General features: G+C 38.5%; 12 protein-coding genes. 8 read left to right on the top strand and 4 right to left on the bottom strand.

Annotated elements, in window-relative coordinates:
• Positions 1-75 precede the first annotated feature (75 nt).
• Entirely contained in the window at positions 76-2,649 is a 2,574-nt protein-coding gene (locus tag ASF92_RS08585; protein WP_056090842.1) for a zinc-dependent metalloprotease, read from the top strand.
• Between the two features lie 93 nt (positions 2,650-2,742).
• Here ASF92_RS08585 and ASF92_RS08580 read toward each other — a convergent pair whose 3' ends face one another.
• The gene (locus tag ASF92_RS08580) at positions 2,743-3,591 is read right to left on the bottom strand and encodes a cyanophycinase (protein WP_056090839.1); all 849 of its coding nucleotides are present in this window, start codon (positions 3,589-3,591) and stop codon (positions 2,743-2,745) included.
• 559 nt (positions 3,592-4,150) lie between these two features.
• On the opposite strand from ASF92_RS08580, the gene ASF92_RS08575 reads away from it, so the two are divergent.
• The 6 genes from ASF92_RS08575 (at position 4,151) to ASF92_RS08550 (ending at position 12,173) form a co-directional block, all read left to right on the top strand.
• Positions 4,151-5,008: a hypothetical protein gene (locus ASF92_RS08575; RefSeq protein WP_197413252.1), complete on the top strand. Its 858-nt coding sequence runs from the start codon at positions 4,151-4,153 to the stop codon at positions 5,006-5,008.
• A 300-nt stretch (positions 5,009-5,308) separates the two neighbouring features.
• A complete protein-coding gene (locus tag ASF92_RS08570; RefSeq protein ID WP_197413251.1) occupies positions 5,309-5,812 on the top strand; it encodes a sigma-70 family RNA polymerase sigma factor in 504 nt (167 codons plus the stop codon).
• 59 nt (positions 5,813-5,871) lie between these two features.
• Entirely contained in the window at positions 5,872-6,867 is a 996-nt protein-coding gene (locus ASF92_RS08565; protein ID WP_056090831.1) for a FecR family protein, read from the top strand.
• 110 nt (positions 6,868-6,977) lie between these two features.
• Positions 6,978-10,037, top strand: a complete 3,060-nt coding sequence (locus ASF92_RS08560) for a TonB-dependent receptor (RefSeq protein ID WP_197413250.1) — start codon at positions 6,978-6,980, stop codon at positions 10,035-10,037.
• Positions 10,038-10,042: 5 nt separating this feature from the next.
• The gene (locus tag ASF92_RS08555; protein ID WP_056090826.1) at positions 10,043-11,320 is read left to right on the top strand and encodes a metallophosphoesterase family protein; all 1,278 of its coding nucleotides are present in this window, start codon (positions 10,043-10,045) and stop codon (positions 11,318-11,320) included.
• 439 nt (positions 11,321-11,759) lie between these two features.
• Entirely contained in the window at positions 11,760-12,173 is a 414-nt protein-coding gene (locus tag ASF92_RS08550) for an EVE domain-containing protein (protein ID WP_056090824.1), read from the top strand.
• Here ASF92_RS08550 and ASF92_RS08545 read toward each other — a convergent pair.
• Together ASF92_RS08545 and ASF92_RS08540 are read right to left on the bottom strand one after the other, a co-directional pair.
• A complete protein-coding gene (locus ASF92_RS08545; protein WP_056090822.1) occupies positions 12,170-13,369 on the bottom strand; it encodes a sodium:proton antiporter in 1,200 nt (399 codons plus the stop codon). The genes ASF92_RS08550 and ASF92_RS08545 overlap by 4 nt on opposite strands.
• A 67-nt stretch (positions 13,370-13,436) precedes the next feature.
• On the bottom strand, positions 13,437-13,958 hold the full coding sequence (locus ASF92_RS08540; protein WP_056090819.1) for an acyl-CoA thioesterase: 522 nt from the start codon (positions 13,956-13,958) through the stop codon (positions 13,437-13,439).
• 309 nt (positions 13,959-14,267) lie between these two features.
• Between ASF92_RS08540 and ASF92_RS08535 the strand changes: the two genes are divergently transcribed.
• The gene (locus tag ASF92_RS08535; protein WP_056090816.1) at positions 14,268-15,758 is read left to right on the top strand and encodes an alpha-amylase; all 1,491 of its coding nucleotides are present in this window, start codon (positions 14,268-14,270) and stop codon (positions 15,756-15,758) included.
• Positions 15,759-15,768: 10 nt separating this feature from the next.
• On the opposite strand, the gene ASF92_RS08530 is transcribed toward ASF92_RS08535, so the two are convergent.
• The gene (locus tag ASF92_RS08530; protein ID WP_056090813.1) at positions 15,769-17,043 is read right to left on the bottom strand and encodes a DUF5103 domain-containing protein; all 1,275 of its coding nucleotides are present in this window, start codon (positions 17,041-17,043) and stop codon (positions 15,769-15,771) included.
• Between the last annotated feature and the right edge of the window lie 357 nt (positions 17,044-17,400).

Genomic DNA, 17,400 nt, shown 5'->3' with positions numbered 1-17,400 from the left:
ACTTAAAAGTTATTTCAAATACAATATCAAAACCCGCTTGCAGCCTATATTTACGGTCAAATCAACTAATTTGTTATGAAGAAAAATTTACTCAGCATTTTATTTGCTGTTTCTGCTATTACCTGTGTCCAGGCACAGGTAAGGCCAGGAGGAGCGGTTGCAACAACCGACTCTGCCAGAAGAGCGCCCGGCGCAGCCCTGGGTTCGGGCATTAGAGCACAACCAAAACCTTACGACCAGGTTATCACAAGTAAAACCTCGACCAGAAGAGGTATGATAACCACGCATAAGCTGGAAGATAAATTCTTCTTTGAAATTGCGGATACAACCTTAGGAAGAGATATTTTGGTAGTTAGCCGTATATCAAAATCAGGTGCTGAAGTAAGGGCTGTTCAGGGTTATGCCGGTGATCAAATCGGAAGTGCCGTTATTCGTTTTGAAAAAGGTCCGAATAACCGCATTTTCATGCGTAAAATAAGTTACAGAACTTATGGTCCGGATAGTACAACTTCGATGTACCAATCGTTAAAAAATTCAAATATACAGGCCATTGCAGCTTCATTTAACATAGCAGCTTATACACCTGATAAAAGAGGTAGTGTTATTGATGTAACTGATTATTTGAACAGCGACAATGATATTTTCTACTTTAGTTCTCCTGCTTCAAAAACGCGTTTCAGATTAGGTGCGCAGCTTGCTGACAGAAGTTATGTTGTAGCTTTAAGGAGCTTTCCAATGAATGTGGAGATTAATACAGTCAAAACGTATAGCTTAACTGCAGCTCCAAACCCTTTTGGTGGTGGTGCTCCTGCAGCAATGGGTGGCGGTGCTTCAGCTGGTTCATCAACCATTGAATTGAATACTTCATTGGTTATTCTCCCAAAGGTGCCTATGAAGGCGCGATATTTTGATCCTCGTGTGGGTTATTTTGCAGTGGGCTATACAGATTTCGATTTAAATCCTCAGGGTGTTAAAGAAATTGAGTTGATTAAAAGATGGCGGTTAGAGCCTAAACCACAAGATCTGGCGAAATACAAACGTGGAGAATTAGTGGAACCGATTAAGCCGATTATATTTTATATCGACCCGGCTACCCCAAAAAAATGGGTACCTTATTTAAAAGCAGGTGTTGATGATTGGGCTAAAGCTTTTGAAAAGGCAGGTTTTAAAAATGCAATCATGGCGAAAGAGGCGCCAACTTATAAACAGGATTCTACCTGGAGCATTGATGATGCACGTCACTCGGCAATCGTTTATAAACCCTCAGAAATTGCTAATGCCAGCGGACCAAGTATTTCCGACCCGCGTAGTGGTGAAATTATGGAGAGTCACATCAACTGGTTCCACAATGTGCAAAAACTGGTTCACGACTGGTACATGATTCAAACTGCAGCTGTTGATCCAAGAGCTCGCAAAATGACCTTCAGCGATGAATTAATGGGCGATCTAATTCGTTTTGTTTCGTCTCATGAAGTTGGTCACACTTTAGGTTTACGCCACAATTATGGCTCTAGTTCTACTGTTCCTACTGAAATGCTAAGAGATAAAAAATGGGTTGAAGCCAACGGACATACACCATCTATTATGGATTATGCCCGTTTTAACTATGTTGCGCAACCAGAGGATAATATTTCATCGAAAGGTTTATACCCCCGAATTGGTGATTACGATAAATGGGCAATTGAGTGGGGCTACAAATATTTTCCCGAAACAAAAAATGCGCAACAAGAAGTTCCGATTCTAAACAAAATGACCATCGAGTCTTCAAAAAACCGGAGATTATGGTTCGGCACTGAAACCAACCCAGATGATCCGCATTCGCAAAATGAAGATTTATCAGATAATGCGATGATAGCAAGTACATATGGTATTAAAAACCTAAAGGTTATACTGAGCAATTTACCTGTGTGGACAAAAGAGCCTGCTGATGGTTATGATAATCTCTCCAATATGTATGGTCAGCTGACCACTCAATTCGGTCGCTACATGGGGCATGTGGCTAAAAATATCGGAGGCGTTTATGAAAATCCTAAAACAGTAGAACAAACAGGACCGGTTTATGAGCGTACGCCGGCTGCAACACAAAAAGAAGCCATGAACTTTTTAGATGTTCAGTTATTTAAAACGCCTACATGGTTAATCAACAAACCAATTTTAGATAACATCGATGAGAATGGTTTAGAAGTTGTTGGCAGATTGCAGAATACTACAATCAATAGGTTATTAGGTACGAGTACGTTAACTAAGTTAATTTCTGCAGAAGCAGCTGATGGTAATAATGCTTATAAAATAACTGATTTGTTTACCGACTTAAATGCTTCGATTTTTACGGAGCTGAAATCAAACCAGCCAATTGATGTGTATAGAAGAAACCTTCAAAAACTCTATGTTGATAAATTGATTTCGATTGTTAAACCTTCAGCGATGCCAACCGCTATAAATGTGATACTTGCCGGCGGCGGTAGGGGTGGTGCCACACAAGGTGGCCTTACAGCGTCGCAAAGTGATGCATTGTCTGTTGTTAAAGGTGAGTTGAAAGAATTGGATGCGATGATCAAAAACAGCGCAAATTCTGCAACGGGTTTAAGTAAATATCATTTAGAAGATTTAGCAAGCAGAATAGATGATGCCTTGGATGTAAAAAAATAAATAAGTTAAGTTTAAGTTACGTAGAAAAGCTTTTTGGCTAATGCCAGGAAGCTTTTCTGCTTTTAAAGCTACGTGTGGTTAACAATTAATATATTAAATGTGTGGTGGATTTCTGTCAGGAATAAGAAAGTCTTCACCCTTCGAAAGTATCGATACGCGAAGATCACGGACTGTTATTCTTTTATCATCATTAAATGAGGTAATGTTACTTCCCTTACTATGTTGCCCATCTATAATTATTACGACGCCGCTGCCGACCACTTGTGCACTTCGTCCTTCATGAATTATAATGGCTGTATCTTCCTCAATGCCAATACCAATGGAAGCAGGATTCGTCGCAATTACCTGAGCCATTCTGACAAAGCGCCCCCGGTGTACAAAATGGGTGTCGATGCATACATCTTTCAGAAATTCAAAACCAGTGGTCACTTTCACGCCTGCCGCAACCATTTCTTCAACGCCGGTGCCATCAAAAATCATTGGTGTCGACATTGCCATTGCGCCTGCGCTTGTACCGCCTATAACAAGTTTATCGTGTATGTATCGCTCTTTGATTAGAGACATCAATTCCGTTCCTCCATATATAGCCGTTAACTTTAACTGGTCTCCGCCGGAAAAGAAGATGCCGTTCGCTTTCTCGACACGCTCATAAATCTCGTCAAATTCATCGGCCCGCTGATTATGGTGGATATGGCCGGTTGATTTTGCGCCGAGGCTCTTGAAAATATCGGCGTATTCAGTGTAGGTCTCCTCGATAGCTTCGCTTCCGGCAGTTGTAATAAGCTCAATAATCGGTTGTTTCCCACACAATTCAATAAATTCCTGGAGAATATTTTTATCAATCTCTTTACTTGGCCCTTCGGCAGACTTATTCTCTGCACCGCCAATAATGATAAGCTTACCCCTGGGAACAGGGCATGCTGATGTGTCTTTTTGTTTCATTCACGATAAAGTATATAACTTAAAACATTATTCATTTCGTTTTAGTTTAGAGATATACATCGCTGCCGATTATTTTAGGTGGCTCTTAATTTAATTTTTGGTTTCCATTTCGAACCTAAGCCGCCAGGCCGAACTGACTTATTTAAAGTTATAACTTATTGTTAATCGGCTTGATACAAATAAAGGTTTAAGAAATTATGCTGTTCGCAATAATTGGTAAGAAGAATTTTTTTTATAATTACAGCGGAAATCAGGTTTGATAATAGTTATCCAACCTGATTTATGCAGTTTTTCTTTTTATCATTTATAATCTGGCGAAGATTCGCCCGAACTTTGAACAGCCTATGGAATTTCCTTTTTTTAAATCTATGGGATGTAGTTCATCAAATTTATTTTAAAATATGAATGCTCAACAACTACAGGAACTGTTAAGAGTTGTTGGATTAAACGAATTTTCTAAAGTGCAATTAATTCAACAGATTGATCATGACCGTGTGGGACATACATGTACAACTGAATTTTATTAGTATTTTAGATTCCGGAAAATATGTATAATACAATGTTTAAGCTCATCAGTCTACGCTGGACGAATCCAATTCTCCTTATCTTTATTACTACATTATACGGCTGTGGTAGTGGTGAGTTTAAAATCATTGCACTTGATAAGGATTTGAATGCGGAGTTAATGTCATTAAAAAATATAGATTTAAAATTGCTGGGCACAAACCGGACTGTTCAATATTTCAAAGTAAGTGGAAGTGATAAGCTTAGTCCGGAAGTTATCAAATCAAGGCTTTTTACATTCACTGATGGAATATACCCGAAGACATTGCCTCCAGAGGTTACACAAATAAATCTCCTGTTTTACAGAGACAGATATAATGATTATCCCAAAGCGCAATTGTACCATGCTGCTATGGAAACAGAAGAAGGGATTATCGAAAAGGAGAAGCACAACCTGATCGCCTTTACCCGGCTTTTAAAATCTAATAATGGAAAGTGGGTCCGTATCTATAATGGTTATTCACCTCAAAGCAATGTCTTAACGGCTACAGATACATTAATGGTTGCCGTAAAGCAGCAGAAGCAAAAGGTGCCGGGCCAAAAACTTGAGGCATTAGTGGAAGATGGAAATTGCTTAAAAGTCGTTTCTGGAGACAACCGCCTGGTGATAAACAAATGTTATGAAGTGAACTTCCTTCGAATCCGTCAGGCTGACGAAAAAAAACTATCCTTAACTTTTATAAGCGGAAAAAATGCCATAGACGTGGATTTCTATCCTTCAAGTTCAGGCTGGGTATCTAAGAAGATAACTTTCTTTGGCGCTACTACCGGTAGTAAAAAAGGCATCACCCAGAATAGGGTTGTCAATCTCCGGGAGTTCGACTTTTCAACTGCTACGGATAGCCTGCTTTAGTTTTTATTTAGATCTCCAGTTTACTTAAGGGGGTATTTTGACAGGCCAATAATTAGCATGTTGTTTATGTTTTAAACTATCTTTATGGCTACTTTTCGGTGATAGACAGAAACGAAACTGCTGTATCTAATGGTGCAAATCCCTGGTAACAGATAATTTTTAATAGTATTTGTGCTATAGCATAACATTCTTTTAATACGGTATTAATATTTTCTTGCATACTTTGAACAGATTAATCATCAGTTGAAAGCGCTTATCAAAATTGGAAAGGAAAAAGACGTAAAACAGGACTACCCGGGGGTGGAATTGTTGTATAAACGTTGGGCTCCGCTTTTAAAAAACTACGCAAACTATTTTTTGAACGATGATGAAATATCTTCCGGTATTGTTAATGATGTATTCTTAAAAATTTGGAGTAATGCTTATCAAATGGATGATACGAAAGCCTATTTGTTTAAATCGGTTAAAAATGCTTCCCTTAATTACATTACTAGCCAAAGCAAGAAAAGAATAAGCTATTTTGACAGCGGGCAACTTACTATATTGTCCGACAACTCTCAATCAATTGATTTTTTAGCGGAAGAATCTGAACAGCTGATTTATCTTAAAAAACTGATTTCAAAACTTCCTGAGAAAAGACAGCTTGTTTTTAGATTACACCGCATAGAAGGCTTTAATTGTCAGGAAATAGCAGAATTACTTCAAATTTCTTCCCGAACGGTTGAAGATCACCTGGCGAAAAGTATGAAATTCATTCATGAAAACTGTCACCAATTTTTTAACCAACACTTAACAGAAGCTTAACTTAAACAGCCCGTGTTTTTTGCTTTCAGATGTGTCTTTACTCATGAAGAAACATCTCTATGAAAGAAGAAATTTGGAACATTATTATTAAGAGGCTAAGTGATACGGAAACCAGCGCCTCGAAAAAGGAATTGGATTTATGGCTTTCTGAAAGTGAAGAAAATGAAAAAATATATCATGAAAGTGCCATGCTTTGGCAACTTAGCGCACAACTGAAGCCAGAGGAAGCACTGGAAATCCCTGACCTTGCGGCTAATTCAAAATTTACGGGTCGTAAAGTGAAATTAAATTTCACTTGGATGTATGGAATTGCAGCCGCATCTGTTGCTGCGCTAATTATTTTCGGCATTAACTTCATCGACAGCATTAAATCAGAACCCGTAGCCGAGTGGACAACAGAAACTGCTGCGTTTGGAAAAATGTTGTCTGTTACGCTTCCGGATCGTTCAACTGTTCTGCTCAATTCAGGTACCAGCATCAGGTATAATAAAGATTTTTCTAAAAGCGACAAGCGTTTGGTTCAACTATCGGGCGAGGCTTTCTTTGATGTTATCCACCAAAATAAACAGCCTTTTGTAGTGGAAAGCGGCAAAATAAGAACAGTCGTTTATGGTACCAGCTTTAACGTCAGGGCATATAAAAACGAAAGTCGTATTCAGGTTTTTGTAAAATCGGGTAAGGTCGGCGTTTTAAAAAAAGAGGATAAGTCTCAACCGATCTTTTTAGCAGCCAATAATATCTTAACTTTTGATACGCTGGCAAAAACTTTTTCGAAAGCGCTATACACCGCTACAGGCGCAGATGACTGGAAAAACGGTACACTAATTTTTGAGCAAACACCAATGGGGGAAGTGTTATTCACGCTATCAAGAAGATTCAATGTGAAGTTTGATACCTCTGCCTATCCGCATTCCTCGTGTACACTAACTGCAAGATTTGAACACAAAGATTTGGCGGCAATATTAAAGACAATACAAACTGTGATGAACATCAAGATAAACCAAAATAATCAAACTATTTTTTTAAAAGGAGGAAACACATGTAAGGAAGACTAAAAAGCCGATCCCTAATAGGAAACGGCCTTAATAGGATTAATCGTTAGCTGCGAACTTTCGATTGATCTGGAAATATGAATAAACACGAACATTTAAACACACCCAAATTTATGAAAAATTTTAATGGGGCTAACAGCCTTATGAAAATAATTATGCGAATTAGCCTGATTTATGCCATTACTTCTATCCTGTTTATCAACCTTTTGCAAGCAACTGAAGCGAATGGTCAAACCGGTTTGGATACGAAAATTACATTGAACCTTAAAAATGTCCCGCTTCGGGATGTATTTAAACAGATTGAACAGAAAACCGGAGTTGGTTTTGTTTACTCCAACATTGAAAATGTCAATAAAAAAGTTACGATCAGCAACTTTGGTAAATCGGCCAGATCCATTCTAGCCCCGCTTTTGCACCAGAACCGGCTGATGATGATTGAGCAGGCTGGGGTAATTATCCTCAAGAATAAACTAGAGATTGCCAAGCAAGTAAAACCAGGATCTATAGTAGGTTATGTTAAAGACAAAGAAAATAATAAGACACTTCCTTATGCCACCGTTATTTTAAAAGGTGCTAACCGTAAATTCATTACTGATGTAAATGGTTATTTCATTATTGATGATGTTCCGGCAGGCAAAGTGACACTAGTAATTAATTATATTGGCTATAATAGCAGTGAATACACCTTTAACATCGAGGAGGGCAAAACGACCAATGTAGATTTTAAAATATCTGGTGCAAATAATGACATGAAAGGCATTACTGTGAATGGAATCCGACGCGGAGAAGCAGTGGCTTTGAGTAATATGCGCAATGCTGATAATATTAAGTATGTGCTATCAGAGGAACAAATTGAGCGATTTCCGGATGCAACTGTAGGCGAGGCTATGCAACGTGTGCCCGGTGTAGCCATGGATTACAGCTATGGACTTCCAAGAAATATTATCATCAGAGGTTTGGATCAATCAATGGGATCGGTAACCCTGAATGGTAACAGGCTTCCATCTACCTCAACCAGTTCAAGAGAAATAGATTTGAACGGCATATTATCCTCTACAGTTGAGGCCATCGAAGTAAATAAAACTTTAACACCGGATATGGATGCTGATGGTACTTCTGGTTCTGTTAATATCATCTCCAAAACGCCTAAGCCTGGGCAGCAGCAATTCCAGGTAAAAGGGGCTTTCGGTCATAATTTTTTAGTTGATAAACAAAATATTGATGGGTCAATTACTTATGGTAAACGCAATAATAAATGGGCTTATTTATTTGGTATAAACTATAGCAAAAGTTTTAGGGGAGAAGATCGGGTTCAAAAAGATTATGGCACGTATAAAATTAATGGCATAGACAGGGTGTTGCTTTCTAACCTGGAATTGGAAGGAACTGATTTACGACGTGAAAATTTGGGTTTACAAGGCGAACTGGATTTTTTCCCAACAGAAAAAAGTCAGATCTATTTAAGGGGTTCATTTAATAAATTCTATGAGCTTCAAACCAGAGGAACAAAAAGTTATAGCATTGGTAGTTATACTGATATAAATAACGTAGCAGGAGTAAGTATTGGTTCAAGCGGAACACCGAGAAATTACAATCGCGATCTGGCAACGGTTTCATTAGGTTATAAAACTGAATTTAACAACTGGAAAGCCAACGTTGATTTCACCTATTCAACAGGCTTGTACGATCAACCGCTTTATTTCGACGGTTATTTTACCAATACAGGTTTATCTGCTGGTTTAGATGTGTCCAATCCGCGGGCACCACAATTTAATTTCGGGAATGTAGACCCCGATAATGCCGCCAACTACACCACAAATTACTACACCAACCGACATCAAATTGCACATGATAAGGATGGACAGGCGTCTGTCAATCTCGAACGAAGTTTCGATTTGAGTGAGAAGAATAAATTACTAATCAAATTTGGTGGTCGCTACAAATATAAGGAGGATGACCATACCCGAAGTTATTACCAATATACATTGAAAACCGGGAGATTGTCGTTATCAAACTTTTTGGGTAACTACGAGCGTAAAGAATATTTTGATGGAAATTACAATTTGTCAGGCGCCATTTCTGACGGCTATCTTATGGAAGATTACTATCAAAACAATAAATCGCTTTTTGTTGATAATACCACCTACATTCGCCAGAATACTGATCCGGATTCTTACAACGGGAATGAGTCGTTGGCTGCGGCATACGGAATGGGTAAACTAACTTTTAACAAGCTGGATATTATAACAGGTTTAAGATACGAGCGGACCGGTTTTAACTATAACGGAAACATTGTAAACTTCGATAATACCGGCAATTATGTAAGCACAAACAAGGTGAATACCAAATCCTCATTCGAAGGTTTTTTTCCAAGTTTAAATTTGAAATATGCACTGAACCCACGCACAAACTTTAGGGCGGCAGTAACCCGATCATTATCTCGTCCGGGTTATTACAGTTTGGTTCCCTGGCAGGAAGTAGAGCCAAGACGCAAACGAATGAAGATCGGCAATCCATTCCTGGATCAGGCTACATCTACCAATGTAGATTTATTGTTTGAGCATTATTTGAAATCATTAGGCCTTATTTCAGGTGGTGTGTTCTACAAAAACATCAATAATTACATCTACGAAAGTATCTATACTCAAGTGGGTGGCAACTTTAACGGGTATCAGGTCACGCAAACTGTAAATGGCGCCAACGCACATGTTTACGGCTACGAAATCGCCTGGCAACAGCAGCTTACCTTTTTACCCGGATTTTTAAACGGCTTTGGTATTTACGGTAACTTTACTCAAATCCAATCGAAATTTAAAGTGCCGGGTCTTGTGAGCGAACGTACCGTAAGATTGCCTTCAATGCGACCTAAAGTAGGAAACGCTTCTCTTTCTTATGAAAAATATGGTTTCTCCGGTCGTATTTCCCTTAATTTTTACGAAACTTTCATTTCTGAACTCGCTGATGTTGAGGCTAACGATTTGATGGAAAAAGGCCGCTCCCAACTGGATTTTTCTGCATCGCAAAAGATCAGTAGAGCTTTCTCGGTTTTCATGGGCATTAACAACATTACCAATGCTCAGATTATTCTCGATTATGGAGATGGGCGACCAAACGACCATAAATACTATTCATCCTGGGCCAATATCGGTTTTAAATACACGCCTTTTCACTAAATATAATGAAGAAATCATTCTTAACAACATGCTTAGCAATATTTTGCTGCATTATTTATCAGAACACTTTGGCGCAAACTTTCAAAGCCACAGCAATTCCCGACCGCATTATTTTGACATGGTCTGCTGATCCGGCCACTACGCAATCGGTTACCTGGCGAACAGATTCTACGGTCAGGATAGGCTATGGTCAGATTCTGTTAGAAAATAGCTCGCCAAAATTAGAGAAACCCGAATCTAAAGAGATTATTGCTACGAGTTCAATATTAGGGGGTAAAGAATATGAATCGACAAGCTACCACAGCCTGACTTTTACAGATTTACAGCCTGATCAGCTTTACACATATCGGGTCGGGGATGGTAAAAACTGGAGCGAATGGTTTCAATTTAAAACTGCACCAGCAACAGACAAGCCTTTCTCATTTATTTATCTTGGCGATGCACAAAATGACATCAGATCAAAATGGTCGCGGGTAATCAGAAGAGCCTTTGCCACTTATGGTGATGCCCGCTTTATAGTGCATGCCGGGGATTTAATTAACCGTTCCAATAATGATAATGAATGGGGAGAATGGCATTTCGGCGGTGGCTTTATCAACGGAATGATTCCGAGCATGCCTTCATCCGGTAACCATGAATACTTTCGCGATGAAGCCAAAGCATTGACACTCGATCCGCATTGGAAAGCGCAATATACTTTGCCGGAAAATGGACCAGAGGGATTGAAGGAGTCGGTCTATTATATCGATTATTCAAATGTGAGGATCATTTCATTAAACTCTCAAATGATTGTTTTGGATTCGAATTCCTTAAAAATCCAGGCGAAATGGTTAGAAGAAGTGCTTAAAAACAATCCAAAGAAATGGACCATGATCACTTACCATCATCCTATTTATTCCACAGCCAAAGGGCGGGACAATAAGGACTTTCGGGAAGTTTTTAAACCACTCTTTGATAAATATCATGTGGATTTATTAATGCAGGGCCATGATCACACCTATAGCCGTGGGCAGAACCTGCCAACCGGAACATCAGGCAGGGTAGGAGGCCCAGTGTATGTAGTATCAGTAGCCGGACCAAAAATGTATAAGGTTGATGTCGATCCAAAATGGATGGATGTATTTGCGGAAGATACGCAGCTATTTCAAATCATTTCGGTAAAAGGAGACCATCTGGAATATACTGCCTATAAAGCGTCGGGGGAGGTGTTCGATAGTTTTAAATTGCATAAAACAAGTAAAACTAAAGCGGCTGTTTTCAGCGATACCAGGCCTAAAAAATAAACAGCTAACGATATAGTTCTCAAAAAATTCTAAGTCGACTTGACTTTAGCATTAGTAATTGTCAATACCCCATTCAAAACAGCAGATTTTGAATGGGTTTTTTAATGACATCAACTGCGATAATAACTATCTGAAAAAAAATAAATGGAGTTATGTGCCATATAGGATTCCTTTCAATTACTTTATCCTTAGAAAGACCACCTTCCGGCCGAAATCCTGTTGCCGTTTACACAGCTGATGTCGCTCATTCTTAATCTTTCTATTCTAGTAGCGTAATTGGTTTGTATTGCGCCAATAAAAATATACGAAAGGTTTGTTGGAATGTGCTATTTTTGCGGCGATCGGCAGATTTTAAATCGTATGCATTATGGAGGAGATTTAAACAGCATTGCCAACTTTTTTGTTAACGAACTTAAAATCCCTTTTAAACCAATTAAAGATGAAAAACACACAATATTGGCTGGTAAAATCAGAACCTTTTAAATACAGTTGGGAAAAGTTTATAGAAGATGGACGGACCTATTGGGATGGTGTGCGTAATTATCAGGCAAGGAATAACCTTAAAGAGATGCGAGAGGGAGATTTAGTTCTTTTCTATCATAGTAATGAAGGTAAGAATGTTGTCGGCATAGCTAAAGTGGTAAAAGAATTTTACCAGGACCCGACAACTGATGATGCCAATTGGGTAGTGGTTGATCTTTCGCCCGTTGAATCTTTAAAAAATGCAGTTTCTCTTGAACAAATTAAAGGAGAAGAAAGCTTGAAAAATATTTCTTTGGTTCGTCAGGGGAGGTTATCAGTTATGCCTTTAAAAGCTGAAGAGTTTGACAAGATATTAGAAATGGGCAGTTAAAGCCCATTCGTAGTAACAGGAATTTCTCCGGTTTTCTTACTTAATATCAATCCAAATGTCATGACAATACTGGAACCCAACACAACCAGGAATAAGAAAGAGGTACCTACCTGAACAATCTTTAAAGAATCTGGCAGGTTGAAATATAGTAAAATACTAATCAGGCCCCGTGGTGCAATGTAAATTATCGGGGCAATAGCACCTGCCTTAAATACTTTCAGGCAGGCAAACCTGACTGCATAAATGGTGGCTAAAATAAAGAAACCATTCATCAATATAGGCTTATCATTTAATTCGCTTACATTCATTGTAAAGCCAAAAATCACGAAAAAGAAGGTGCGTAGAATAAATGCACTTTCTGCTGAAAGCTGGTACAACTGCGACAGATCTGAACTCAGGTTTTTATACAAAAATGTGGTTCTAAACCATAAATTTTGGATGGCATCTGCATTATTTAAAAACAAGCCGGTGCTCAAAATCAGCACCAGTGATGATAAATGGTAAGATTGTCCTATTGCGTACACCAAAATCAGGATCGAAATAATAAGAAAAAATTTGATGTGGTGCACCAGCCTGCCCATGATGTAAAGCAGAACCATACATGCTATTGAGGAAAGAAAAATAATCAGGAAAGTACTCAAGCCTAAACCGATAAAGGAGGAAGTTGTAATGGAGTGATTGGTGATGGCAAAATTGAAAATTATAATACCCAGAATGTCTGAAAATGATGACTCATAAATCACAAACTCTTTATTTTGCTTGCCTAGCGCAGCTGCGGAAGGAATGGCAATAGCAGAACTTATTACACTAAAAGGGATGGCATTGGCAATACAGGTGTACAGGCTGGCGTGGCTGATTTGATAAATTATCAAAGTTATAATGGTAACCGTTCCCAACAGAATTGTTAATGCAGAGAAAAAGGCGCTTCTGATTATTTTGTTCTTCTCTATATCGTATTTAAGTTCCAAAGAACCCTCGAAAACGATTAATATGAGTCCTACGGTACCGAGAGTGGGCAATATCGCCAGGAAGTTAAATGTTTGTATTTTAAGATAGTCGACTAAAAACCTTAAACCAATTCCGAGTAAGAGCAGTAATAGAATAGAAGGAATTTTGGTTTTGCTGGCAACTAAGTCAAACAAATACGAGAATATTACTAATCCGCTTAAAATAATAAGAATGGTATAAGTTGTCATATTTTTCGCGTTTGATGATCGCTAAAATAAAACAAACATGTTAACCAACAAGGAATCTTATGTAAATTTATGCTTTGAAGAATAAAGCTTTAAGTTCGCTGGCGTCATCCGGGCTCATTTTTCCCCCTAAAACCAGGCGCAATTGCCTTCGACGCAGCGCACCATCATAAAGTAAGATTTCTTCGTTTGTTTCAGGGATTACTTCGGGAACCGGAATGGTTCTGGCACTTTGATCAACTGCAACGAATGTATAATAAGCCTCGTTGCTTTTCTGGCGCGCTCCACTGGGAATATTTTCAGCCCAAACATCAAGACGTACCTCTACAGAGGTGTTAAAAGCCCGTGTCACTTTTGCCTCAATGGTAATAACGTCGCCGAGTTTGATGGGATGCTTAAAAGAAACATTATCTACAGAAGCCGTTACGACAATCCTATTGCAGTGTTTTTGAGCAGATATTGCCGCAGCAATATCCATCCAGTGTAGCAAACGGCCACCCATAAGGTTATTTAATGTGTTGGTGTCATTTGGTAAAACCAACTCATTCATTATCGTAAAACTCTCCTTTGCGAATTTCTTTTTCAAACTCATAATTCCGCAAAAATACACAAAAGACCGATTAAAACGGCATTTTTCGTAGATCGTGGCAATTAAATCAGTGTTATAGAATAAAGTTAAGTTATGAAGCCGTTTTATCTTGCAAAATGTCTCATTTTTTCTTAAATAACCTTAGCTTCCAATGTGTTTGGAACTAGTAAAAATTAGGCGGATATCTGGAAGCGTTTCCTGTTCTTTTATGCAGAGAGAAGACATTGAGAATTGATTGTCCTAATACTTTCACCTTAATTTTTAAAAAAACAATTAACCTAATATCCTGTTACCTTAGCAAAAATCGAATTAATGCAAAACCAGACACTTATCCAATTTTTTCATTGGTATTATAACGAAGAACAAAATTTGTGGACAAAAGTAGCCAATGAAGCTGCTCACTTAAAAGAAATTGGAATTACAGCTGTTTGGTTGCCTCCGGCTTATAAATCGAATAATGCATCTTATGATGTTGGTTACGCTGTATATGATTTATTCGATTTAGGAGAGTTCGACCAGAAAGGGGGCGTACATACCAAATACGGTTCGAAAGATGAATACATAAAAGCTATAAAAGCTTTGCATGAACAAGGTGTTTCAGCACTGGCTGATGTCGTTTTTAACCATAAGGCGGGAGGGGATGAGTTGGAAAAGGTGAAAGTGAGAACAGTAAATCCGGATAACAGGAATGAATTTACCAGCGATGTTTTTGAAATCGAAGCCTGGACCAAATTTACTTTCCCCGGGAGACAGGGGAAATACTCTGAATTTATTTGGGACCATATGTGTTTTAGCGGGGTGGATTGGGCTGAAGACTTAAAAGAAACAGCAATTTATTCCATTCAGAATTACTTGGGTGAAGGTTTTGAAAAGGTGCCGTCAACCGAGCTCGGAAACTATGATTATTTAATGTTTAACGACATAGACTACAGGAACCGGGCAGTAATCGAAGAATTGAAATATTGGGGCGAATGGATGGTTGAAACCACAAAAATAGACGGATTCAGGTTGGATGCAGTAAAGCACATCAATCCTGATTTTATCATTGAATGGCTCGATCACCTGGATCAAAAATATGGACGTAAGTTTTTCGTAGTCGCAGAAGACTGGAATGTGGTCGATATTGAAGGACAACTTGAATATATCGATGTTACAGGCGGCAGAACGCAAATTTTCGACTCATTGCTGCACCACAACTTTTATTTGGCGAGCAAGAAAGATAACCAGTTCGACATGCGCACGATTTTTGATAAAACTTTGGTGCAGATAAAGCCTGAACTGGCCGTTACGTTCGTTGATAATCATGATTCACAACCTTTGCAAGCATTAGAATCCTATGTCGAATTTTGGTTTCGACCATTAGCTTACTCAATTATTTTACTACGTGAGCAAGGTATTCCATGTCTGTTTTTCCCGGATTTATATGGAGGAATTTATGATGATAAAGATAAGGAGGGGCAGGACATACACATTGAACTGGCTGCGATACCTGAAGTTGAAATGATGTGCAAGATAAGGTCAGCAGCAGCTTATGGCCTGCAACGCGAACATTTCGATCATGGAAATTGTGTCGGCTGGACCAGGGAGGGCGACGATGAGCATGAAAATAGTGGATTAGCAGTTTTGTTGAGTACGGGGGATGAAGGATTCAAGGAAATGGAAATCGGAAAAAAATTTGCTGGCAAAACTTTCAAAGATGCCCTGGGATATCGAGAACAGGAAGTTTTAATTGATGAAAATGGCTGGGCCGAATTTCATTGCAATGCAGGAAGTGTATCGGTCTGGATTTTAAAAACCGAATAAATTGACGGTGTTACCTATCGGTAACCTTATTGCTTAGATTGGTGTAACCCACTAATGTTTCCCAGCGGGCACCAGGGCGACGATAATAAACAAATATTTGATAGCTGTTTTCCGTTTGAAAAAATGAACCCTCGAAAGCTTGGCTTTCTAAAGTTGTGGTGTTGTTGTCAAGCCAGGCATATTCGTAATCGTATAGGCCTTGTTTAATTATGATGTTTGCGTAAAACTGCTTTCTGCCTGCGTCGTAAAGGAGTTTGTTTTCTTTGTTTAAAGTGAAATTGTTAAAACGGCCTATTACGTAAGCACTACCGTTTGCGCTAGGTGCTGGCGCATTTAACGTAAATAGGACACTCATGTATTCTGCTTCGGTTTTATCGTCGCGGCCTTCCGTATTGCGTACAAAAAAGTTTCCGTTTTCATCATATTGATCGGCGAATGCGCCGGTATTTCTTGGCGCATCCTGGAAAAGCATAACATTTACCGATCCGTTATCACGGTAAATATCCTTAACATTATCGCCTTTGAAACGTAAGCTTCTGGTGTCAAACTTTCTGAATTCATTATTTCCTGAGAAATCATTTGTGTTTAAATCGTTATAAACCAATTGATTTGGTCGAATAAAAGATGGCTTTGTATTTATAATTATGGTATTTGAATTGAAATTTTGCATGACCACAGCTTTCAAATCCTGGTAGGGATTAGGAATGGCAAAGGCGTGGTTGATGCTGAAGTTTATTTTTTGTTTGCTGTTTCTATCTGCAACCTGCATGGAATTTGTTACCTCCGCTGCAACCGCCAACTGATTGTCCAGTACATAAAAGCGTTGCGAAATTACTGGCTGATTTTTATCGCCGTCTAAATAAACCTTTAATACATAGTTTCCACTAATTTTAGGTTGAACCTGGGTATTCGGTAAGGTTAACTCGTAATGAGTATATTTTCTGGTCGTGTTTGACGAATAACGATAATTGATAATTCTATCGTTATCAAATCCTGTAAGGTAATCCAGCGTTGATATTTTGGATGTTTGCCAGTCAGAAGTGCAATGTTCAATCGTATACCAATAATTTTTAGTTCCGCCAAGTAAATCATCGAAAGAAAAATTGACGGTCTCTAATGAATTCAACATGATTACAGGAATACTCTGCTCTTTTTTACTGTTATAGCACAGCACAGTTTTAATATGTGGAAGATAGATTTTATTCTCGTTGGTGAAGGTTTTATCGTTTTGGGCAAAGGTTAAAGTAGCGTTGAAAAATAAAAGTATAACGAATAGTTTTTGCATGGTTAAAAATAACGTATTAACCACAGACGAAAAAGATTAACACAGATATTTTTTGAGTTGGATTTAAAAACTTGCCACGGAAATACAGATTTGCACGGAATAATAAATACTGTTCTGTATTTATGTACTTCCGTGGCGAAAAATAATTGCATAAAAAGCCACAAAAAGATCTGCGGCTACATTATAATATAAATTGTTACACCCAATGAAAAATCGGCTTCGCAGTGATGAAAAGGGGTTAATAAGATATTTTTTGAGCTGGTTTTAAAAGCTCGCCACGGATTTACCCGCAATAATAAAAAGACTGTTCTGTGTTTCCGTGGCAAAAATAAAGCCGCAGAAAAAACCTGCGGCTTC

This window comes from Pedobacter sp. Leaf176 (genome assembly GCF_001424305.1).
In the GTDB taxonomy this organism is placed as follows: Bacteria; Bacteroidota; Bacteroidia; order Sphingobacteriales; family Sphingobacteriaceae; genus Pedobacter.
This window is presented reverse-complemented; position numbering and strand designations above follow the sequence as displayed.

Excerpts from the sequence above, each read along its gene's own strand:
- ASF92_RS08575 (WP_197413252.1), top strand. The coding sequence starts at position 4,151 with ATGTTTAAGCTCATCAGTCTACGCTGGACGAATCCAATTCTCCTTATC.
- ASF92_RS08550 (WP_056090824.1), top strand. The coding sequence starts at position 11,760 with ATGAAAAACACACAATATTGGCTGGTAAAATCAGAACCTTTTAAATAC.
- ASF92_RS08555 (WP_056090826.1), top strand. The coding sequence starts at position 10,043 with ATGAAGAAATCATTCTTAACAACATGCTTAGCAATATTTTGCTGCATT.
- ASF92_RS08560 (WP_197413250.1), top strand. The coding sequence starts at position 6,978 with ATGAAAAATTTTAATGGGGCTAACAGCCTTATGAAAATAATTATGCGA.
- ASF92_RS08540 (WP_056090819.1), bottom strand. The coding sequence starts at position 13,958 with ATGAGTTTGAAAAAGAAATTCGCAAAGGAGAGTTTTACGATAATGAAT.
- ASF92_RS08545 (WP_056090822.1), bottom strand. The coding sequence starts at position 13,369 with ATGACAACTTATACCATTCTTATTATTTTAAGCGGATTAGTAATATTC.
- ASF92_RS08565 (WP_056090831.1), top strand. The coding sequence starts at position 5,872 with ATGAAAGAAGAAATTTGGAACATTATTATTAAGAGGCTAAGTGATACG.
- ASF92_RS08585 (WP_056090842.1), top strand. The coding sequence starts at position 76 with ATGAAGAAAAATTTACTCAGCATTTTATTTGCTGTTTCTGCTATTACC.
- ASF92_RS08535 (WP_056090816.1), top strand. The coding sequence starts at position 14,268 with ATGCAAAACCAGACACTTATCCAATTTTTTCATTGGTATTATAACGAA.
- ASF92_RS08530 (WP_056090813.1), bottom strand. The coding sequence starts at position 17,043 with ATGCAAAAACTATTCGTTATACTTTTATTTTTCAACGCTACTTTAACC.
- ASF92_RS08580 (WP_056090839.1), bottom strand. The coding sequence starts at position 3,591 with ATGAAACAAAAAGACACATCAGCATGCCCTGTTCCCAGGGGTAAGCTT.